This is a genomic window from Burkholderia sp. AcTa6-5 (assembly GCF_017815075.1).
In the GTDB taxonomy this organism is placed as follows: domain Bacteria; phylum Pseudomonadota; class Gammaproteobacteria; order Burkholderiales; family Burkholderiaceae; genus Burkholderia; species Burkholderia sola.
Genome location: NZ_JAGIQE010000003.1, coordinates 197,668 through 219,088 on the forward strand (window position 1 = coordinate 197,668; position 21,421 = coordinate 219,088).

The window sequence follows — 21,421 nt, forward strand, 5'->3', positions numbered from 1 at the left end:
GCGTTCAGTGCGCGGCGAGCGTCACCGTCTGCGACAGCGCCTGCGGATCGCGCGACGACGCGGCCGCCGACAGCCCGTAGCTGCCCGCGCCGATCCGCCATGCGTGCGCGCTCGGATCCCACACGGCGAAGCGCTGCGCCGGCACCGCGACGTTGACCGTGCGCGCCTCGCCCGGCTGCAGCGCGACCTTGGTCCAGCCGACGAGCCGCTTCGGCGGCTCGCCAAGCGACGCGGGCAGCGCCGCGTAGATCTGCACCGTCTGCGTACCGGCGCGCGCACCGGTGTTCGTCACCCTCACGCCGACCGTCACGTTGCCCGCGGCGTCCGCCTGCGCGGACATCGCCGACAACGCATACGTCGTGTACGACAGCCCGTAGCCGAACGGGAACAGCGGCTCGATCGCCTTCGCGTCGAACCAGCGATAGCCGTACGCGAGCCCTTCCGCATAGACGTTTTGCAGGTTCGACGGATCGATCGTCGGCTGCGGCAGGTCGGCCTCCTGCTTCGGGAACGTGAGCGGCAGCCGGCCCGACGGGTTCGCGTCGCCGAACAGCAGGTCGGCGATCGCCTGGCCGCCCTGCGCGCCCGGATACCACGCGTCCAGCACGCCATGCACGTTCGCGAGCCACGGCATCAGCACCGGGCTGCCGTTCTCGAGCACGACGATCACACGCTTCGCCTTCGCGGCGACCGCGGCGATCAGCGCGTTCTGGTCGTATTGCTGGTTGTACGGGTCCGCCTTCGCATCGGGCAACGACAGGCTCGCGAGGTCGAGCCCTTCCGTCTGCCACTGCGTGGCGAACACGATCGCGACGTCGGCCTGTGCGGCCGCGCTCGCCGCGGCATTCGCGTCGGTCCCGTCGAGATAGCTGACCGACGCGTTCGGCGCCTTCGCGCGGATCGCCGCGAGCGGCGCGGACTTGTACCAGGTCGCGCACCCGCCGAACAGCATGCCCGCCGGTTGCTGGCAGGACGTCACCGCGTTGCCGTCGATCGCCGGCACCGCGCCCGAGCCGCCGCCCGACAGCACGCCCGCGTCCGCATGCCCGCCGATCACGACGACCGACTTGAGCGTGCCCGCGGCGAGCGGCAGCACCGGCTGCGTGTCGCCCGGCGCGGCCGCGTTCTTCAGCAGCACCGCCGCTTGCCGTGCGATCGCGAGCGCGTCGGCATTGCCGGCGGCCTCGTCGATCGCGCCGCCCGGCTTCGGCGGCGCATCCATCACGCCGATGCGGATCAGCGTGCGCAGCTTGCGCTGCACCATGTCGTTCAGCCGCGCGACCGACACGCTGCCGGCCTGCAGCGCCGCGCGCAGCTTCGCATTGAAGTACGAGCCGAGCGGCGCGTTGCCGTCGTCGGCCGCGCCCGGCTGTTCCTCGTCGAGCCCCGCCTGCACGGCCGCGACCGTCGAATGCGTCGCGCCCCAGTCCGACTGCACGACGCCCTTGAAGCCCCATTCGTTCTTCAGCACGGTCGTCAGCAGATACGGGTTCTCGCACGCATACACGCCGTTCAGCTTGTTGTACGCGCACATCACGTTGCCCGGCTGGCCGTCCTTCACGCCGATCTCGAACGCGAGCAGCTCGGCCTCGCGCATGGTCCGCTCGTCGACGACCGAATCGACCGTCATGCGGTTGGTTTCCTGGTCGTTGAACGCGAAATGCTTGATCGTCGCGATCACCTTCCGCGCCTGCGTGGCCTGCGTGCGCGCGGCGCTCAGCGTGCCCGCGAGCACCGGGTCCTCGCCCATGTATTCGAAGGTGCGGCCGTTGCGCGGCTCGCGCGCGAGGTTCACGCCGCCGCCAAGCCCTTCGGCGAAACCGAGCGCGCGCAGTTCGAGCGCGATGCGCGTGCCGTAGGTGCCCGCGAGCGCCGGGTCCCACGTCGCCGCGAGCGCGACCGGCGCCGGCAGCGCGGTCACGCGCGCATTCTTCACGTTCACGCCGCCCGCCGAATCGGCGCTGCTGACGGCCGGAATGCCGAGCCGCGGCACGCCCGGGATGTAGCTCGCGCCGTTCAGCGCGTCGGCCGGAAACGGGCCGCCCAGGCTGAGCGCCGGCATGCCGGTGCCATGCACGAGCTGCAGCTTTTCGTCGGTCGTCAGTTGCGCGACGAGCGCGGCCGCGCGCTGGTCGGCTGCCGCGTCGGGGTCGGTCGGGGCGTGAATGTCGTCGCCGCCGCACGACGCGAGCAGCACCGTGAGCGCGCACGCGGACGCAATCGTCGAACACCGGAACAGCGAAGTTTTCATTGATCCTCCAGAATCGTTCTGTTGTACTTGTGGCCACTCCAAGTCTAAAAATCGACCGGTCACCACGCTTGACCGGCAGGAGCATGCGTTGACCTCTCGCAGCGGGGACAAACCCGAACGGCATGACGACAGGGAGACAGACATGGAGTTGCAGCAGAAATCGGTATCCGTCCGGATCTACCGCTGGCTGTGCGAAGACGCGCGTGCGAACGGCATCGATCCCGCACCGCTTTACGAAACACTCGGCATCGGGCCGGCCGAGCTCGCCGACGACACGCGCCGCATCGCGGGCGATCGGCACGTGGCCGCGCTGCAATTGATGGACGACTGGCCGCTGTCGTGGCACCGCCCGCCGCCGCAGGTCGTGCCGTGGCTCGTGCCGTTTCCCGAACTCGCGGGCATCACGTGCAACGCGGCGACGCTGCGCGACGCGCTGCACGGCTACCTGCACTATCGCGAGCTGATCGGCAACGTCGACTGGGTGTTCGCGCACGAGAACGGCGACGCGATCGCGCTCGAGTACGTGAACGAAGGCGACGGCCGGCACGCGGGCAGCGCGTTCGCGAACCTCGCGATCCTCGCGGCGCTCGCGCGCCTGTACGACCCGCACGTGCGCGTCGACGACGCCGCATTCGCCGGCCGCGCGTTCGCGCCCGTTGCCGCGGTGCGCGACATGCTCGGCGCCCCGGTGTCGTTCGATGCCTCACACAATCGCATCGTGCTGCGCTCCGCGCACTTCGACACGCCGTTCGAGCGCTACAACGCGCCGCTCGCCGGCATCCAGCGGCATGCGGCCGACGCCGCGCGCGAACGCGTGCGCGCTCGCTCGACGTTCGGCTCGTCGGTCGAGCAATGCGTGCGCGACTGGCTGCGCACGTCCGACGACGCCGACGTGCCGACCGATACGCTGATGCAGCACGTCTGCACGCGCTTCGCGATGTCGCGCTGGACGTTGCGCCGGCGCCTGCATCGCGAAGCGGTCGGTTTCCATGCGCTCGTCGCGCAGGCGCGGCTCGGCGAGGCGCGCGACCTGCTGCTCAACACGCAGTTGCCGATCGGCGAGATCGGCGTGCGCGTCGGCTTCCGTTCGACGAGCGCGTTCACGCGCTTCTTCACGCGCGAACTCGGCGCGGCGCCCAGCCGCTTTCGCGACGGGCACGGCGACCGACGGCGTTGATGCACGGTTTTTCTGAGACACTGGCGGCTTCGCATCCCGCCGCCCTGCCATGTCCTGGTTTCTGTATCTGATCGAATGCGCCGACGACAGCGTCTACACGGGCATCACGACCGATGTCGCCGCGCGCTTCGACGAACACGCGTCCGGCAAGGGCGCGCGCTACACGCGCTCGCGCAAGCCGCGCGCGGTGCTCGCGGCGTTTGCGCTGCCCGACCGGTCGAGCGCGTCGCGCGCCGAATACTGGGTGAAGCGGCTCACGCCCGCGAAAAAGCGCGAACTCGCGGCCGGGTTGCGGACGCTTGAATCGGTGCTGCCGGCGGTGGTCACGCTCGACGAGAGCGGCGACACGACCGGGACGAAGGCGACGGCGCGCGGGCGGAAGAAGGTGAAGGCGGAAAATGTCGACGCTGCGGCGGAGACGGCTGCAACGGAACAGGTTGCCGGGAAAAAGGTGAAGGCCGGGAAAGTGGTCGGGGCAGCAACGGCCGCGAAGACGGCGAAGCCTGCGAAGGGCAAACAAGCATCGAAGTCGACGAAGGCGAGTCAAGCCGCACCGGACGCGAAACGTGCAAAACCCGTCGGCGATGCAGCCGCAAAAAAGACCTCGTCGCGTCGCACACCGGTAAAGAAAACCGACCTGCCCGCATCCGCGTCGTCAAAGAGGAAGGCACCGGCCGCCGCCGGCAAACCCGCCGCGAACGCACGCGAAGACGCCGCTTCCGCACCGGCCCGCCGTCGTTCGGCCACGAAAGCCGCCGAAGCGACCGCGCCGTCCGTTGCCGCGCCCCGCGCGAAACGCGCGAAGAACGCACCGGCTACCTCGCTGCCGCCCGTCTCCGCGTCCGCCCGCCGGAAAACCGCGCGCGCAAAACAAAACCGCGCGGCCTCCTGACGAGACACGCGCGGTTCGCGTTCCGTACGAGCCGGCCGTCGGCCGGCACGCCGCTTACTTCTTGTAGTTCGCGGCGCCGTCGGTGATTTCCTTGTGCGCGGCTTCGATGCCGGCCCAGCCTTCGACCTTCACCCACTTGCCCTTCTCGAGCGCCTTGTATTGCTCGAAGAAGTGCTTGATCTGGTCCTTCAGGTACTCGGGCACGTCGTCGATCGTCTTCAGGTTCGCCGTCATCGGGCAGATCTTGTCGTGCGGCACCGCGACCAGCTTCGCGTCGACGCCCGACTCGTCGGTCATCTGCAGCATGCCGAGCACGCGCGAGCGCACGATCGAGCCGGCCAGCAGCGGGAACGGCGTGATCACCAGCACGTCGACCGGATCGCCGTCGCCCGACAGCGTCTGCGGGATGTAGCCGTAGTTCACCGGGTAGCGCATGCCCGTACCGATGAAGCGGTCGACGACGAGGAGGCCCAGTTCCTTGTCCGCCTCGTACTTCACCGGATCGCTTTGCGCGGGAATCTCGATGATCACGTTGAAATCTTGCGGCAGGTCCTTGCCGGCCGGAACATGATTGAAGCTCATGAGCACTCTCTGTAGGTCGATGGGAATTCGGGACAGGGCGCCGCGGCCGATGCACGGCCGCGGGCGTCCCCCAAAAAGGAATGCGCCATTATAGCCAATCGACCGGTGGCGTCCGGATGACGATCGGCGCGATAATCGTTCCGGATGTCGACCGCCGAACCGGCGGCGGCGTGGCACGTCGATCACAATGCATGGGCCCGAGGCGGTGCCAAGGCGCCGACCCGGGTCGACCGCGGTGCGTGGGGGCCGGGCAAGCGCTGAAGCGCTTGCTTGAATCGACCGCTATGCATGGGACCCAAGTAAGCGCTAAAGCGCTAACTTGGGTCGACAGGAGGACGCATGGAAGAGGCGAAGCACTTCATCTCGGGCGAATGGACGTTGCCCGCGCAACTCGAAACCATCGCGGTCGTCGATCCGTCCGACGGCCAGCCGTTCGCGACGATCGCACGCGGCACCGCGCCCGACATCGAGCGCGCGGTCGCCGCCGCCCGCGACGCGTTCGCGGGCCCGTGGGGCGCCGCGAGCGCCGCCGAACGCGGCCGCGCGCTGATGCGGCTGTCGGCTCGCGTGGCCGATTCGATCGAGGAACTCGCCGCGATCGAGGCGCGCGACACCGGCAAGCCGCTGAAACAGGCGCGCGCCGATGCCGCCGCGCTCGTGCGCTACTTCGAGTTCTACGCGGGCGCCGCCGACAAGCTGCACGGCGAAACCCTCCCCTACCAGGCCGGCTATACGGTGCTGACGGTGCGCGAGCCGCACGGCGTCACGGGCCATATCGTGCCGTGGAACTACCCGATGCAGATCTTCGGGCGCAGCGTCGGCGCGGCGCTCGCGGCCGGCAACGCATGCGTGGTCAAGCCGGCCGAGGACGCGTGCCTGTCCGTGCTGCGCGTCGCCGAGCTGGCCGCCGAGGCCGGGCTGCCGGCCGGCGCGCTCAACGTCGTCACCGGCTACGGCCATGAAGCGGGCGCCGCGCTCGCCCGCCATCCGGGCATCGATCACATCTCGTTTACGGGTTCGCCGGCCACCGGCAAGCTGGTCACGCAGATGGCGGCCGAGAACCACGTGCCGGTCACGCTCGAACTCGGCGGCAAGTCGCCGCAAATCGTGTTCGCCGATGCCGATCTCGACGCGGCGCTGCCCGTGCTCGTGTCCGCGATCGTGCAGAACGGCGGGCAGACGTGCTCGGCCGGCAGCCGCGTGCTGATCGAGCGCGCGGTGTACGAGCCGCTCGTCGAGCGCCTCGCCACCGCATTCAACGGACTGCGCGTCGGCCCGAGCCGCGCCGATCTCGACTGCGGCCCGCTGATCAACGCGAAGCAGCAGCAGCGCGTGTGGGATTTCCTGTCCGACGCGCAGCACGACGGCATTCCGATGGCCGGCCACGGGCAGGTCGTCGCCGACGCGCCCGAAAGCGGCTTCTATCAGGCGCCCGCGCTGTTGCGCGACGTGCCGCCGTCGCACCGGCTCGCGCAGGAGGAAGTGTTCGGCCCCGTGCTCGCGGCGATGCGTTTCGTCGACGAGGACGAAGCCGTCGCACTCGCGAACGGCACGCCGTACGGCCTCGTCGCGGGCATCTGGACACGCGACGGCGCCCGCCAGATGCGGCTCGCGCGGCGCCTGCGCGCCGGCCAGGTGTTCATCAACAACTATGGCGCGGGCGGCGGCGTCGAACTGCCGTTCGGCGGCGTCGGCCATTCGGGCCACGGCCGCGAGAAAGGCTTCGAGGCCCTGTACGGTTTCACCGCGCTGAAGACGATCGCGATCCGGCACGGCTGAGTGCACGGCACGCCACAGGCAGCCGGCAGCAGCCGGCCGCCCGTCGGCACACGACGACTCTCATTACCAGCACAGGAGACACACCATGCGGTTGAGCGGCAAGACGGCCATCGTCACGGGCGGCGGCTCGGGGTTCGGCGAAGGCATCGCGAAGACGTATGCGCGCGAAGGCGCGAACGTCGTCGTCAACGACCTGAACGGCGCGGCGGCCGAGCGCGTCGCGAGCGAAATCGCGCTCGCGGGCGGCAAGGCGATCGCGGTGGCCGGCGACGTGTCGAAAGAGGACGACTGGCGCGCGCTGCTGCAGGCCGCGCTCGACGATTTCCATGCGGTGCAGATCGTCGTGAACAACGCGGGCACCACGCACCGCAACAAGCCCGTGCTCGACGTGACGGAAGCCGAATTCGACCGCGTGTACGCGGTCAACATGAAGAGCCTGTTCTGGTGCGTGCAGACGTTCGTGCCGTACTTCCGCGCACAGGGCGGCGGCGTGTTCGTGAACGTCGCGTCGACGGCCGGCGTGCGGCCGCGCCCGGGCCTCGTCTGGTACAACAGCACGAAGGGCGCGATGATCACCGCGAGCAAGTCGCTCGCGGCCGAGCTCGGCGCCGATCGCATCCGCGTGAACTGCATCAACCCGGTGCTCGGCGAAACCGCGTTGATGACCGAGTTCATGGGCTGCGAGGACACACCGGACAATCGCCGCCGCTTCCTCGCGACGATCCCGCTCGGCCGCTTCTCGACGCCGCAGGACATCGCGAACGCCGCGCTGTATCTTGCGTCCGACGAAGCCGAATTCATCACCGGCGTGTGCCTCGAAGTCGACGGCGGACGCTGCATCTAGTCGTACCGGGACGCTCGATCGCCCCGTCTTGCTTCGCACGAAACCGGATCGGACGCCGCGGCGTCTGCGCCGGCCAACTACAACGACAGCGGTACATGGGATCCACGTAACCGCCAAAGCGCCAACTTGGATCGACCGCAAAGCATGGGATCCAAGTAAGCGCTAAAGCGCCAACTTGGATCGACAGGAGACAACATGGCAACATCGACGCAATCGCTGCCGGGCTCGTCCGGCGCATTCGAGGAAGCAACCTATCGCAAGGTGTCGTGGCGGCTCCTGCCGCTGCTGCTGCTGTGCTACGTGGTCGCGTATCTGGACCGCGTGAACGTCGGGTTCGCGAAGCTGCAGATGGCGAGCGACCTGAACCTGAGCGATACCGTGTACGGGCTCGGCGCGGGGATCTTCTTCTTCGGCTATTTCCTGTTCGAGGTGCCGAGCAACATCATCCTGCACAAGGTGGGCGCCCGCGTGTGGATCGCCCGCATCATGGCGACGTGGGGCGTGATCTCGATCCTGACGATGTTCGTCACGACGCCCGCGATGTTCTACGTGATGCGCTTCCTGCTCGGCGTCGCGGAAGCAGGCTTCTTCCCCGGCGTGATCCTCTACCTCACCTACTGGTATCCCGCGCACCGGCGCGGCCGGATGACGACGTTCTTCATGACGGCCGTCGCGCTGTCCGGCGTGATCGGCGGGCCGATCTCGGGCTTCATCCTGAAGGCGTTCGACGGTGTAAGCGGCTGGCACGGCTGGCAATGGCTGTTCCTGCTCGAAGGCATTCCGTCGGTGCTCGCCGGCGTGCTCGTGTTCTTCGCGCTCGACGAGCGGATCGCGAAGGCGACGTGGCTCACCGACGAAGAAAAGGCGCTGCTCGCCCGCAACGTCGACGCCGAGGAAGCCACCAAGGAAGACCCGCCGCTCGGCGCCGTGATGTCGAGCCCGCGCGTCTGGCTGATGGCGCTGATCTATTTCTCGTTCGTGATGGGGCTCTACGGCGTCGGCTTCTGGCTGCCGACGATCATCAAGGCGACGGGCGTGACCGACACGGTCATGATCGGCCTGCTGTCGGCGATTCCGTATGCGGCCGCGGTGGTCGCGATGATCCTGATCGCGCGCAGCGCGGACAAGCGCCGCGAACGCCGCTGGCACCTCGCGATTCCGGCCGCGATCGGCGCGCTCGGCCTCGTGCTGTCGGTGATCTGGGCCCACCAGACCGCGCTCGCGATGCTCGGCCTCACGCTCGCGACGATCGGCATCCTGACGACGCTGCCGCTGTTCTGGAGCCTGCCGACCGCCTTCCTCGGCGGCACGGCCGCCGCGGCCGGCATCGCGATGATCAACTCGATCGGCAACCTCGCGGGCTTCCTGAGCCCGTACCTGATGGGCTGGCTCAAGCAGGTAACGGGCAGCAACGATGCGGGCATGTACATGCTGGCCGGGTTCCTCGTGCTCGGCGGGCTGCTGGCGCTGTCGGTGCCGAAGCGGCTCGTCGACAAGTGATGCGCGGCGCGTAACGATCATGTCGACGGAGCCAACCCGCATGCCACATCGAATCGTCCAGGCCGCCGGCAGCCGTGTGCTGGTCCGGGATCCTTCCGCCGGCCTCGTGCAGCGGGAAAGCGATGCGCTCGACCTCATCGCGCTCGCGCACGAGCATGAAGCCGACTGGATCGCGGTCGCCACCGACGCGCTGCACGACGACTTCTACCGGCTCGACAGCGGGCTGGCCGGCGCCGTGCTGCAAAAGCTGACCAACTACGGCGTCCGGCTCGGCGTGATCGGCGATATCGACCGCTGGCTCGCGCGCAGCGAAGCGCTGCGCGCGCTCGTTCGCGAGTCCAATCGCGGAAAATCGGTCTGGTTCGTCCCGAGCGAGAACGACCTGCTGCGCAGGCTCGGCGCATAACGCGCCACGCGCCCCGCTGCCTCGCGACGGACGAAAAAAAGCCCCGAAGGCCGATCGGCGTTCGGGGCATTTTTACGCAGCGCGGCGTCAGGCCACGGTGATCGCCAGCGCGCTTTCGCGGTAGTGCTTCGCGGCCTTGTCGGTTTCGCCGAGCTGCTCGAACAGGCGGGCGAGCGCGCGATGCGCGCGCACCTTCAGCGCCTCGTTGTCGGCCAGCTTCAGCGCCGATTCGAGGAACGACTGCGCCTTGCCCCACAGCTGCTGCTGCTGGCAGAGGCGGCCGAGTGCGAACAGCAGGTCGGCATCTTCCGGATGATCCTTCTTCCAGCCTTCGGCCTTCTGGATCAGCGGCAGCGCATCGGCGCCGGCCGTGTCCGGGTAACGGCGCAGCAGGCGCGCATCCCAGTTGTGCGCGAGCGCGTCCTCGACGATACGGCGCGCTTCGTTGCGGCGCTCGAGCGGCACGAGCAGCTCGGCCGCGAGATCGGCCAGGCGCGGCGACTGGCGCTCGACCGGCGACAGCGACTGCCACACTTCGAGCAGCGCTTCGGGGTCGTGCCGGCGTTCGCGCAGCAGGTTTTCCGCCGCCTGCTGGCGCAGCCGCACGGCCGCGGCCGGATGCAGCGCCTCGCGCTTTTCGAGCGCCTTCGCGAGCTTCAGCACCTCGGCCCAGTTCTTCAGTTGCTGCTGCGCACGCAGCGCGATCTGCTGCGCATGGATGCGCTTGCCGCCGGCCTGCATGTCGGCCAGCGCGGCAAGCGCGCCGTCCGCGTCGCGGGCGTCCGCGCGCATGTCGGCCGCGGCGAGCAGCCGTGCATCCTGCCATTCGGGCGCGTCGACCTTCGACAGCCAGTCGTCGCGGCGCGTGTACTCGTGCATCCGGTGCGCGGCCGTGGCGCCGACGAGACTCGCGGCGCCCAGGTTCGCATCGACCGACAACGCTTCACGCGCGGCCTTCTCCGCACGCGAGAAGCGGCCCGCGTACAGGTTCGCGATCGCATCGCGCAGCGACGCCTGCGCCTTCTCGTTGCGCGAACGCGCGCGATACGCGGCGACCCGCTGCGGCATACGCCAGATGTTGCGCACGATGCGCAGCAGCGCGTACACGACGATGAACAGCACGACGATGGCGATCACGAACAGGTTCAGCGACACGTCGATCCGGTACGGCGGATAGACGAGCAGCACCTGCCCCGCGTCGAAACGGCCGACGGTGGCGAGCGCCGCGGCGATCGCGAACAGGACCGCGAGCCAGACGATTCCTCGAAGCGTCATCGTTACCCCCGGCTCTTGAACTGCTGAACGGCGTTCAGGCTCGTGTTCAGGTTCGGCACCGCGACCGTCAGCGATGCGCCGTCAACCTGCCTGAGCAGATCCTCGACGGTCTGCGTGTCCTTCGACGCCTGATCGAAATACTTGCCGAGCGACGCCTGCGCGGCGTGCAGGTCGGCCTTCATCGCGCTGTCGTTGCGCGCCAGCAGCGACAGCCGTGCGGTGAGCAGGCGCAGCTTCACGTTCTCGCGCACGAAGTAGCCCTGGTCGGGCGACGCGAGCATCGCGTCCGCGTTGTCGATCCGGCGCACCTGCACGAGGCCTTTCAATTGCTGGCCGAGGCCGGCCGAGAACGCGTGCCACCACACCTTCCAGCGCGGCTCGCCGGCGGCGACCGACGACGCGGCGTCGGCCGGCGCGGCCTTCGGCGCCGCGTGCGGCACGATCGCCTCGCCGGACAGCGGCAGCGCGTCGATCTTGGCGATCGCGTCGTCGAGCTTGATCGCGAGGCCGGTGAGATCGGCTGCCGGCGCGGCCTTCAGCTTCTCGATGTCCTGCGCGAGCGCCTTGCGCACCGTGACGGCCTGCGCGCTCTGCGACGTCGCGAGACGCGCGTCGGCGTTCTGCAGCGCGATCAGCGCGAGCTGCGTGTTGCCGGTCAGTTGAAGCTGCTGGCTCGCGCTGGACAGCATCTGGTCGACTTCCTCGAGCATCCACGCATCGCGGTTGCGCGACAGGTCCTGGTATTGCTGCTGCAGCGCCTGCTGCGCGCTCTGCGCATCGGCGAGCTTGCCGTCGAGCTGCGCGAGCTGCGTGTCGACCTGGTGCGTGCCGGCGAGCGCCTGCTCGGTCTTCGTCCGCGTTTCGGCCGCTTGCGCGTCGAGCGCCTTCTGGCGCGCGACGAACGTGCCGTCGAGCCGGTCGATCTTGCGGTTCAGCGCGTAGCCGCCGACACCCGCCGCGCAGCCGAGCACGACGACGACGAACCACAGCACCGCGCTGCCGCCGCGGCGCGCACGCGGTTCGGGCGCGCGATAAGGAGGGCTGGACGGCGGCGCGGAGGCAGCGGCCGGCTGGGAAGCGACGCTTTTGGAATCGTTGGTATCTGTCATGCGTTTAGTCACCGGTGCGGCTGTCGCCGGTTGGACGGCCTCGTCGGCCATCGTTCGAAACGCGCGGACGATGCGCTCATCGCCCGCGCCGGTCAGCGTAATCCTATCAAAACCCAATGCGCGCGCGGTCTGCTCGATCCGCGGGTGCGGCGTGACGAGCGGCGCATGCTTCAGCGCGTCGATCTCGGCATCGTTCAGGTGGGCCCGCGCGAGCGCGTGCAGGTTGCGCACGCCTTCCGAGCTCGTGACGAGCCACGCGTGCGGCCGGCCGTCGAGCAGCGCGTGCACGCGCTCCCACGCGCCGACGCGCGGCTCGGGCACGACGCGCCGGTACGCGGCGACGAGCGTGACGTCCGCACCGGCCTCGCGCAGACGCTCGGCGAGCCATTCGCGCCCGCCGTCGCCGCGCACGATCAGCACGCGCTCGCCCGCCAGCGCCTGCGCGCCGCCGAACGCGGCGTCGATGCTCGCGAACAGGCTTTCCGAATCGTAATGGGGCACGCCGCCGTCGGCCGGCGCCTGCGGCGCGATCACGCGATGCGCGGGCGTCGCGATGCCGTGGCGCTCGAGCGCCGCGACGCTGCCGGGCCCGACCACGCCGACCGGCAGCGCGTTCGGCCAGATCGCGCCGTAGCGCGCGAGCGCGCGGTCGATCGCGTTCGGCGACACGAAGATCACCAGCGCGTAGTCGGCCAGCGCCGCGAACGCGGCGTCGAGCGGCGCCGGATCGTCGACCGGCGCGATATCGATCAGCGGGAATTCGAGCACGTCGCAGCCGGCGTCGGCCAGTTGCGACGCAAGCGCGTCGGACTGGCCGTCCGGACGCGTCAGGACAGCGGTGAACGCGCGCGCGCCGCCCGCCATCAGGCGTCGCCTTTGCCCGCGGCCTGCGAGCTCGCGAGCAGCGCCTGGACGATGTCGAGCGCGCCTTGCGCCTCGAGTTCGTCGGACACCGCGCGGCCGAGTGCGAGCGCATCGGCGACGGTCACGACCGCGCCGCACGCGTCGGCCGTCAGCACGCGCTTGCCGTCGGTGGTCGACACGCGGCCCGTCAGGTACAGCTCGCCCGCGCGCCACACCGCGTGCGCGGCGAGCGGCACCTCGCAGCTGCCGCCGAGCGCGCGCGACACCATCCGCTCGGCCTCGACCGCGAGCGCGGTCCGCGGGTCGTGCAGCGGCGCGAGCCACGCGGCGACGTCGTCGCGGTGCGCGGCGATCTCGATGCCGAGCGCGCCCTGGCCGGCCGCAGGCGGGCTGGCCTCGACATCGAGCAGCGCGCGGATCCGCGTTTCGAGGCCGAGGCGCTTCAGGCCGGCGGCCGCGAGGATGATCGCCGCGTAGTCGCCGCGGTCGAGCTTCGCGAGGCGCGTGTCGAGGTTGCCGCGCAGCGGCAGGACCTCGAGATGCGGATAGCGCGAACGCAGCATCGCCTCGCGGCGCAGGCTCGACGTGCCGACGACCGCGCCGGCCGGCAGCGCGTCGAGCGACGCGTAGTCGTTCGACACGAACGCATCGCGCGGGTCTTCGCGTTCCATGATCGCGGCGAGCGAGAAGCCGTCGGGCAGCGCCATCGGCACGTCCTTCAGCGAATGCACGGCGAGATCGGCGCGGCCGTCGGCCAGCGCGGCCTCCAGTTCCTTCACGAACAGGCCCTTGCCGCCGACCTTCGACAGCGTGCGATCGAGAATCTGATCGCCGCGCGTCGTCATCCCGAGGATTTTCACGTCACAAGCTGGATATAATTTGCGCAGCGCATCACGCACATGTTCGGCTTGCCACATCGCCAGGCGGCTCTCGCGCGAAGCAATCGTCAACGTCGCGGGCGGCTGTGCCTGCTGCGGCCCGGCCGCGGGGGTCTCGGAATTCATTGCTGGAACATCGAAGGACGGGATTGAAGATCGAACAATGGTAGCACGCACGCCCCGGCCCGCCCGGGCCCGAAGCCTGCGCCCGGCCTGCTTCCGCGCGGGTCGCGGCGCCGTTGTGCGGATGTGTCGCACGTAGCTGGTTGCTTGACCGCAGTTCCCGCAGTTTCCGCAGTTCCTTTTGACTCGAGCTTTCCCAAGGAAACCCATCGTGAAGTCTTCCGGATCGGCGCGTACGGCGCGCCGCAATGCTGCCTTGCCCTCCCCCGACGCCCCGACGGCCACGCTCGCGACCGCCGCGAACGGCCGTGCGAAAACGGCAACGAAACCCACGGCAACGAAACCGAAAGACCCGATACGTCAGACAAAACGCGCGACGAAAGCCTCCAGCCCCGCCGCCCGCCAGGCCGTCGCGCCGAAGGCCGGCACCCGCACGCGCGACGACAAGGACCGCCCGCTGTTCGAGGACATCCGCTTCCTCGGCCGCCTGCTCGGCGACGTCGTGCGCGAACAGGAAGGCGATACGGTGTTCGACGTCGTCGAGACGATCCGCCAGACCGCGGTCAAGTTCCGCCGCGAGGACGACAGCGAAGCCGCGCAGACCCTCGAGAAGAAGCTGCGCAAGCTGACGCCCGAGCAGACGGTGAGCGTCGTGCGCGCGTTCAGCTATTTCTCGCACCTCGCGAACATCGCGGAAGACCGTCACCACAACCGCCGCCGCCGCATCCACGCGCTGGCCGGCTCCGCGCCGCAGCCTGGCACGGTCGCGTATGCGCTCGACCAGCTGAAAACCACCGGCAACGCGTCGAAGCGCCTGCTGCAGCGCTTCTTCGACGATGCGCTGATCGTGCCGGTGCTGACCGCGCACCCGACCGAAGTGCAGCGCAAGAGCATCCTCGACGCGCAGCACGACATCGCGCGCCTGCTCGCCGAGCGCGACCAGGAGCTGACCGCTCGCGAGCGCCAGTACAACGAAGCGATGCTGCGCGCACGCGTGACCGCGCTGTGGCAGACGCGCATGCTGCGCGACTCGCGCCTGACGGTTGGCGACGAGATCGAGAACGCGCTGTCGTACTACCGCGCGACGTTCCTCGACGAACTGCCCGCGCTGTACGGCGACATCGAGGCCGCGCTCGCCGAGCACGGCCTGTCGGCCCGCGTGCCCGCGTTCTTCCAGATGGGCAGCTGGATCGGCGGCGATCGCGACGGCAACCCGAACGTGACGGCCGCGACGCTCGACGAGGCGATCAACCGCCAGGCCGCGGTGATCCTCGAGCACTATCTGGAACAGGTGCACAAGCTCGGCGCCGAGCTGTCGGTATCGAACCTGCTGGTCGGCGCGAACGACGCAGTGAAGGCCCTCGCGGCAGCATCGCCCGACCAGTCGCCGCATCGCGTCGACGAACCGTATCGCCGCGCGCTGATCGGGATCTACACGCGGCTCGCCGCGAGCGCGCGCGTGCGTGTCGGCGAAGGCACGGTGCCCGTGCGCAGCGCGGGCCGCGGCGCGCCGCCGGTGCGCGCGATTCCGTACGAGGATTCCGAAGCATTCGTCGCCGATCTGAAGGTGCTGACCGCGTCGCTCGACGAGCACCACGGCGCGTCGCTCGCCGCGCCGCGCCTCGCGCCGCTCGTGCGCGCGGCCGAAGTGTTCGGCTTCCATCTGGCGAGCATCGACCTGCGCCAGAGTTCCGACATCCACGAGGCGGTGGTCGCCGAGCTGTTCGCGCGCGCGGGCGTCGAGGCCGACTATGCGGCGCTCGCCGAGGAAGACAAGCTGCGCGTGCTGCTCGCCGCGCTCGCCGATCCGCGCCCGCTGCGCTCGCCGTACCTCGACTACTCGGCGCTCGCGCAGAGCGAGCTCGGCGTGTTCGAGAAGGCGCGCGAGGTCCGCGCGCAATTCGGTGCGCGTGCGGTACGCAACTACATCATTTCGCACACGGAAACCGTCAGCGACCTCGTCGAGGTACTGCTGCTGCAGAAGGAGACGGGCCTGCTCGAAGGCACGCTCGGCGTGCCGGGCAGCGACGCGCGCAACAGCCTGATGGTGATTCCGCTGTTCGAGACGATTCCCGACTTGCGCGACGCGTCGCGCATCATGCGCGAATACTTCGCGCTGCCGGGCATCGACGCGCTGATCGCGCACCAGGGCACCGAGCAGGAAGTGATGCTCGGCTATTCGGACAGCAACAAGGACGGCGGCTTCCTCACGTCGAACTGGGAGCTGTATCGTGCGGAACTCGCGCTCGTCGACCTGTTCCGCGAACGCAAGATCACGCTGCGGCTGTTCCATGGCCGAGGCGGCACGGTCGGCCGCGGAGGCGGCCCGACCTACCAGGCGATCCTGTCGCAGCCGCCGGGCACGGTGAACGGCCAGATCCGCCTGACCGAACAGGGCGAGGTGATCGCGAGCAAGTTCGCGAACCCGTCGATCGGCCGGCGCAACCTCGAGACGGTCGTCGCCGCGACGCTCGAGGCGTCGCTGCTGCCGCAGTCGAACGCGCCGGCACAGTTGCCCGCGTTCGAGGCCGCGATGCAGACGCTGTCCGATTCGGCGATGGCCGCGTACCGCGCGCTCGTCTACGAAACCCCGGGCTTCACCGACTACTTCTTCTCGTCGACGCCGATCACCGAGATCGCCGAGCTGAACATCGGCAGCCGCCCGGCGTCGCGCAAGCTGCAGGATCCGAAGCAGCGCAAGATCGAGGATCTGCGCGCGATTCCGTGGGGCTTCTCGTGGGGCCAGTGCCGGCTGCTGCTGACCGGCTGGTACGGCTTCGGCAGCGCGGTGAGCGCGTATCTCGACGGCGCGCAGGACGACGCCGAACGTGCGAAACGCGTGACGCTGCTGAAGAAGATGAACAAGACCTGGCCGTTCTTCGCGAACCTGCTGTCGAACATGGACATGGTGCTCGCGAAGACCGATCTCGCGGTCGCGTCGCGCTATGCGCAGCTCGTGTCCGACCGCAAGCTGCGCAAGCACGTGTTCGGGCGGATCGTCGCGGAATGGGAGCGCACGTCGCAGGCGCTCGCGGAAATCACCGGGCAGGAAGGCCGCCTCGCGACCAACCCGCTGCTCGCGCGCTCGATCAAGAACCGCTTCCCGTATCTCGATCCGCTGAACCACCTGCAGGTCGAGCTGATCAAGCGTCACCGCGCGGGCGACACGAACGCGCGGCTGCGCCGCGGGATTCACCTGACGATCAATGGGATCGCGGCCGGCCTGCGCAACACCGGCTGATCCGCGGGCCGCGCGGCGCCGGACGTGTTCGGCGCCGGCCGGGATAACGAAAGCCGCGATACGCGTCGATGCGTATCGCGGCTTTTTTCATGCGGCGACGAAATGGCGCAACGGCGCAGCGCGCGCCGCACGCTCAGTGCGCGTCGATCAGCAACGCATCGTGCTCGAACGAACCGTCGGGCCGCACCGCGTAATAGCCGCGCACCTCGTCCGGCGCATGCGCCCACAGCGCGCGAATGCCTGCGACGCTGTCGGCCGGCGTGCGGATGCGCGCGACCCACGTGTCGAAATCGATCGGCAGCCGCCAGCGGCTGTGCACCTGCGCGTCGAAACCGGCGGTGCGGAACATCGCGAGCCATTCGTCCGCACGGTAGTCGCGCACGTGCGACGCGTCACGCAGCACTTCCGCGGCCTGCAGGTACGTATCGAGCAACGGATGGTCGTTGCCCGCGATGTCGATCATCAGCACGCGGCCGCCCGGCTTCAGCACGCGGCGCACCTCGGCGAGCGCCGCGCGAACGTCGTGCCAGTGATGCGCGCTCATCCGGCTCACGACCCAATCGAACGTCGCGGTGTCGAACGGCAGCCGCTCGGCCGGACCCTGCTGCGTGCGGATGTTCGCGAGCCCGCGCTCGCGCGCGGCCGCGTCGACGGTCGCGAGCATCGGCGCGGCGAGGTCGTACGCGACCACGTCGCGCACGTGCGGCGCGACCGCGAAGCTCGCGTGGCCGGCGCCGCAACCGAGGTCGAGCACCGCCGCATCGGGCGTCGCACGCACCGCGTCGGCGAGCGTCTGCAGGTCGGCGCCCGTCGCATGAACCGTGCTGGTCAGATAGGCGGCGGCCGTCGTGCCGAATGCGTCGGCGACCTGGTCGTGGTGTTTCATCGTTCGCTCCTGTCCTGGATGCAGTCGGCCGACCGACGCTTCGGCGCGCGATCCGGCCCCGTGCAACGTATTGTGGGGGACGCCCGCTGCCCTGCCAGCGCGCGAGCCGCTACAATAGGCCGGCGTGTGTACCAGTACAAGTTAAGCAGTTATTCTGGTATTCGATCCACCTGTCTGATCGTTCGATCGTTGCCGCGTTTTCGCTTCCACTTTGCCGTTTCCGCATGAGCCAACTCTCCTCCGCCCCCGTCCCGCCGCTCGACGCCACGCCTGCCCGCGCGCTCGGCGAATTCATCCGCGCCCACCGCGAGCGGCTGTCGCCGCAGGCCGTCGGCCTGCCGCCCGGCCCGCGCCGACGCACGCCGGGGCTGCGGCGCGAGGAAGTCGCGCAACTGTGCGGCGTCAGCCCGACCTGGTACACGTGGATCGAACAGGGTCGGCCCGTGTCGGCCTCGGCCGACGCGCTGGCCCGGATCGCGGTCGCGTTGCAGCTGTCGAAGGCCGAGCGCGCGTATCTGTTCGAGCTCGCCGCGCAGCGCGACCCGGCCGAGCCCGACGTCGCGGGCGGCGACCTGCCGCCGACGCTCGCCGCGACCGTCGCGGCGATCGCGACGCCCGCCTACGTGCTCGACCGACAATGGAACGCGCTCGCGTGGAATGCGCCGGCTGCCGCGCTCTTTTCCGGCTGGCTCGACGGCGAACACGACCGCAACCTGCTGCGCTTCACGTTCATGTCGCCGGCCGCCCGCACGCTGATCGTCGACTGGGAAACCCGCGCCCGGCGGCTCGCCGCCGAATTCCGCGCCGATGCGATCCGCCACCTGACCGATGCGCCGACGCGCGCGCTGATCGACGCGCTGACGGCCGGCAGCGACGCGTTCGCGCAGTACTGGGCGTCGCAGGACGTGTTCGAGCGCGAAGGCGGGCTGCGCGAATTCGACCATCCGGCCGACGGCCGCGTCGTGTATCAGCAGATCACGCTGAAGCCCGCGCACCGCGAGGACCTGAAGCTCGTCGTGCTGGTGCGCGACTGAGCGCGGCTCAGAAGCTGATCGTCGCGGTAATCGTGTCGCTGTAGTTGCCGGGCGCCGGCGTCGCTTGCGCGGGCACGCGGCCGTACACGGTGATCGCCTGCGCGAACCCGCTGCCGGTGCCGGTCGCCATCGACGTGCCGGCGGTGCCGTCGCCCCATGGCTGCGTGAAGCCGCTGTCCTGATAGAGCTGGTAGCTGACCGACCCGCCGCCCGCGCGCTGCATCGTGCGTGCGGCGACGTTGCCGCTGCCGCCGCCGTTCAACGCGATCCGGAATGCGTCGCCGTTCGTGCAGCGCGCGCTGATCGAGCCGCTCGCGGTCAGCGCCGACGCCAGCACGCCTGCCGGCGGAAACGCGACGCCGGTCGCGCTGATGATGCAGTTGTTGACGACGGTGGCGGTCGTCGTAACCGTCATCGTGCCGGCCGTCGACTGCGACACGCACGGTGTCGGCAGCACGCCGAGCAGCGAAAAACTGTAGCTGTATGCGGCCTGGTTGCCGCTGAAACTCTGCGTATAGACGGTGCTGTCGTTGTTCACGGTCGGCACGGTCGGCTGGTTCGGCGCGATGCGGCCGTAGATGGTCACGTTCGCACTCGCGGACGTGCCGAGCGCCGGTTTCGTCAACGTCAGCGAGATCGGCGTCGTGCCGCTGCTCACGGCGCCCCAGGGCTGCGAATAGCCCGCATCCTGATACAGGTCGTACTGCATCTGGTTCGTCCCGTTGCTCAGGTAGCGCGGACTCGTGCCGCCGAGGTTCACGCACACGAGCACGCCGGTGTTCAGGCTCAGCACGTCCCACGTGCAGTTCACGGTCATCGTGCCGGTCGTCGTGTACGCCTGTTGCGTGATCGGGCTGACCGAGCCGAAGCTCGGCGCCGGCGGCGTCACCGTGCACGTATCCGCACGCGCGGGCATCCACGGCATGCCGAGCAGCGCGGCCAGCAGCAGGTACGCGAGCGCGCGCATCCAGCGGCGCGCCACGTCGAAGCCGTCATCCGCCATGCATCTCCCCGAAAAAAACCGTCCGCCCGATCGGGTTCGCGGACCGGGTCGCGCCGTCATCGTATCGGTCCGCGCATCGATCGTTCGCACTGTTACTTGATCCATATCAATAGGCCGATGGAATCCGTCCGCCCCCCCCGGACAATGCCCGCCAGGTCGGCGTTTTCTCCATTGCGCGCGACCGAACCGGTGGAGTAGTCTTCCTCCAACGACAGAGCGGTAACGGCGACCGGCAACAGACCACGCGGCAGGCACTCCGCGGCCGGGCGACCCCTTGAACGGCAGGAGACAATCATAATGATAGATTCCCGACGTCGTGTTTTTTCAGTCATGCTCGCAGCCACGTTCGCGTTCGCGCCGGTGCTGCAGCCCGTCACCGTTGCCGCAGTCTATTCGAACGGCACGGCCACCGCACAATTCAACGTCACGCTCACGATTCAGGCGAACTGCACGATCGCCGCGAACCCGCTTGCATTCGGCACGACCGGCGTGCTCGCGTCGACGCTCAACCAGCAGACGACGGTCTCCGTCACCTGCACGAACTCGACGCCCTACAACGTCGGGCTCGACGCCGGCACGGTGAGCGGCTCGACCGTCGCCAGCCGGCTGATGGGCGGCACCACGACCGGCAATACCGGCACGACGGTCGGCTACCAGCTCTATCAGGACTCGGGCCACTCGACGATCTGGGGCAATACGCAAGGCACCGACACGGTGGGCGGCACCGGCACCGGTTCCGCGCAGGTGCTGAACGTGTACGGCCAGGTGCCCGCGCAGGCGACGCCGAAGCCCGACACCTACCAGGCCTCGGTCACCGCCACCGTCTATTTCTAACGGGCCGTGCGATTGTTCCCGCGCGCGTTGGCCGCGCTGTACGTCGGATGGGCGGCGGCGGTCTCGCATGCCGCCACGCTGCAGATCACGCCCGTGACGATCGAGCTGCCGCCATCGGCGGCCGCCGCGAGCATGACGCTCAGCAACCCGGGCGGACGGCCGATCTACGGCCAGGTCCGCACCTATCGCTGGACGCAGGAAAACGGCACCGACGTGATGACGCCGACCGACGCGCTCGCCGCGTCGCCGCCGCTGCTGCAGATCGACGCGAACGCCGAGCAGTTGATCCGGCTCGTACGCACGAGCCGCGGCACGCCGGCCGCCGAGGAGAGCTATCGCGTGCTGATCGACGAACTGCCCGCACCGGGCACGCCGGTCGACAACGGCGTGACGATCCGGCTGCGCTATTCCGTGCCCGTATTCGTCGAGCCCGATGCCGCGCCAGCGTCCCCGCGCCTCGACTGGCGCGTCGAACCCGACGGGACCGGCATGCGGCTCACGGTCGACAATCGCGGCGGACGGCGGGCGCAGATTTCCGCGGTCCGGCTGGTCGATGCGCGAGGCGGTGTCCACGAGGTCACGCGCGGGCTGCTCGGTTATGCGCTCGCGGGCAGTACGCGACGCTGGCCGCTCAAGCTCGACGCCGGCACGCCGTTCGTCAAGATCCAGGCGACCGTCAACGCGCAGCCGGTCGAAGCCCGGCTGACGGCGCCCTGAGCCACCCGAGCAGGATCGCACGACGG

The 21,421-nt window shown here is 69.4% G+C and carries 17 protein-coding genes; 10 read left to right on the forward strand and 7 right to left on the reverse strand.

The annotated features are described in order from the left end of the window. Positions 1 to 4: 4 nt before the first annotated feature. The gene (locus tag J8I33_RS06000) at positions 5 to 2,251 is read right to left on the reverse strand and encodes a glycoside hydrolase family 3 C-terminal domain-containing protein (protein ID WP_209933858.1); all 2,247 of its coding nucleotides are present in this window, start codon (positions 2,249 to 2,251) and stop codon (positions 5 to 7) included. A 142-nt stretch (positions 2,252 to 2,393) separates the two neighbouring features. Between J8I33_RS06000 and J8I33_RS06005 the strand changes: the two genes are divergently transcribed. After that, positions 2,394 to 3,428 (forward strand): AraC family transcriptional regulator, encoded by a 1,035-nt coding sequence (locus J8I33_RS06005; protein ID WP_209933865.1) that lies wholly within the window; start codon positions 2,394 to 2,396, stop codon positions 3,426 to 3,428. 49 nt (positions 3,429 to 3,477) lie between these two features. Then, the gene (locus J8I33_RS06010) at positions 3,478 to 4,320 is read left to right on the forward strand and encodes a GIY-YIG nuclease family protein (protein ID WP_209926405.1); all 843 of its coding nucleotides are present in this window, start codon (positions 3,478 to 3,480) and stop codon (positions 4,318 to 4,320) included. A 54-nt stretch (positions 4,321 to 4,374) separates the two neighbouring features. Here J8I33_RS06010 and ppa read toward each other — a convergent pair whose 3' ends face one another. Continuing rightward, the gene (ppa, locus tag J8I33_RS06015) at positions 4,375 to 4,902 is read right to left on the reverse strand and encodes an inorganic diphosphatase (protein ID WP_006489643.1); all 528 of its coding nucleotides are present in this window, start codon (positions 4,900 to 4,902) and stop codon (positions 4,375 to 4,377) included. 339 nt (positions 4,903 to 5,241) lie between these two features. Here ppa and J8I33_RS06020 point away from each other — a divergent pair, with 339 nt between their 5' ends. From J8I33_RS06020 to J8I33_RS06035, 4 genes are all read left to right on the forward strand, one after another. Beyond that, positions 5,242 to 6,681, forward strand: a complete 1,440-nt coding sequence (locus tag J8I33_RS06020) for an aldehyde dehydrogenase family protein (RefSeq protein WP_209926398.1) — start codon at positions 5,242 to 5,244, stop codon at positions 6,679 to 6,681. 85 nt (positions 6,682 to 6,766) lie between these two features. Then, the gene (locus tag J8I33_RS06025) at positions 6,767 to 7,525 is read left to right on the forward strand and encodes an SDR family oxidoreductase (protein ID WP_006478125.1); all 759 of its coding nucleotides are present in this window, start codon (positions 6,767 to 6,769) and stop codon (positions 7,523 to 7,525) included. A 195-nt stretch (positions 7,526 to 7,720) separates the two neighbouring features. Next, positions 7,721 to 9,025 (forward strand): MFS transporter, encoded by a 1,305-nt coding sequence (locus tag J8I33_RS06030; protein ID WP_124554788.1) that lies wholly within the window; start codon positions 7,721 to 7,723, stop codon positions 9,023 to 9,025. A 40-nt stretch (positions 9,026 to 9,065) separates the two neighbouring features. Continuing rightward, the gene (locus J8I33_RS06035; protein WP_209926397.1) at positions 9,066 to 9,431 is read left to right on the forward strand and encodes a DUF4180 domain-containing protein; all 366 of its coding nucleotides are present in this window, start codon (positions 9,066 to 9,068) and stop codon (positions 9,429 to 9,431) included. Between the two features lie 87 nt (positions 9,432 to 9,518). Here the strand turns inward: J8I33_RS06035 and J8I33_RS06040 are convergent, their stop codons facing one another. Genes J8I33_RS06040 through hemC form a run of 3 tightly spaced genes read right to left on the reverse strand, consistent with a single transcriptional unit; the run spans position 9,519 to position 13,683 of the window. Beyond that, entirely contained in the window at positions 9,519 to 10,706 is a 1,188-nt protein-coding gene (locus J8I33_RS06040; protein ID WP_209926395.1) for a heme biosynthesis protein HemY, read from the reverse strand. A 2-nt stretch (positions 10,707 to 10,708) separates the two neighbouring features. Beyond that, positions 10,709 to 12,679: a fused uroporphyrinogen-III synthase HemD/membrane protein HemX gene (hemDX, locus tag J8I33_RS06045; RefSeq protein ID WP_209926394.1), complete on the reverse strand. Its 1,971-nt coding sequence runs from the start codon at positions 12,677 to 12,679 to the stop codon at positions 10,709 to 10,711. After that, positions 12,679 to 13,683 (reverse strand): hydroxymethylbilane synthase, encoded by a 1,005-nt coding sequence (hemC, locus tag J8I33_RS06050; RefSeq protein ID WP_050012033.1) that lies wholly within the window; start codon positions 13,681 to 13,683, stop codon positions 12,679 to 12,681. The genes hemDX and hemC overlap by 1 nt, the downstream gene beginning before the upstream one ends. Before the next feature lie 208 nt (positions 13,684 to 13,891). On the opposite strand from hemC, the gene ppc reads away from it, so the two are divergent. Further along, positions 13,892 to 16,921 carry a phosphoenolpyruvate carboxylase gene (ppc, locus tag J8I33_RS06055; protein WP_209933872.1) on the forward strand — a complete coding sequence of 1,010 codons (3,030 nt, stop codon included), beginning with the start codon at positions 13,892 to 13,894 and terminating at the stop codon, positions 16,919 to 16,921. Positions 16,922 to 17,054: 133 nt separating this feature from the next. On the opposite strand, the gene J8I33_RS06060 is transcribed toward ppc, so the two are convergent. After that, positions 17,055 to 17,807, reverse strand: a complete 753-nt coding sequence (locus J8I33_RS06060; RefSeq protein WP_050012035.1) for a class I SAM-dependent methyltransferase — start codon at positions 17,805 to 17,807, stop codon at positions 17,055 to 17,057. Between the two features lie 224 nt (positions 17,808 to 18,031). On the opposite strand from J8I33_RS06060, the gene J8I33_RS06065 reads away from it, so the two are divergent. After that, positions 18,032 to 18,841, forward strand: a complete 810-nt coding sequence (locus tag J8I33_RS06065) for a helix-turn-helix transcriptional regulator (protein ID WP_050012036.1) — start codon at positions 18,032 to 18,034, stop codon at positions 18,839 to 18,841. 7 nt (positions 18,842 to 18,848) lie between these two features. On the opposite strand, the gene J8I33_RS06070 is transcribed toward J8I33_RS06065, so the two are convergent. Continuing rightward, positions 18,849 to 19,844, reverse strand: a complete 996-nt coding sequence (locus tag J8I33_RS06070; RefSeq protein WP_124554780.1) for a spore coat protein U domain-containing protein — start codon at positions 19,842 to 19,844, stop codon at positions 18,849 to 18,851. A 297-nt stretch (positions 19,845 to 20,141) separates the two neighbouring features. On the opposite strand from J8I33_RS06070, the gene J8I33_RS06075 reads away from it, so the two are divergent. After that, entirely contained in the window at positions 20,142 to 20,678 is a 537-nt protein-coding gene (locus J8I33_RS06075) for a spore coat U domain-containing protein (protein WP_050012039.1), read from the forward strand. A 6-nt stretch (positions 20,679 to 20,684) separates the two neighbouring features. Continuing rightward, positions 20,685 to 21,395, forward strand: coding sequence for a molecular chaperone (locus J8I33_RS06080; RefSeq protein ID WP_050012040.1), 711 nt, complete (start codon positions 20,685 to 20,687; stop codon positions 21,393 to 21,395). Positions 21,396 to 21,421 lie beyond the last annotated feature (26 nt).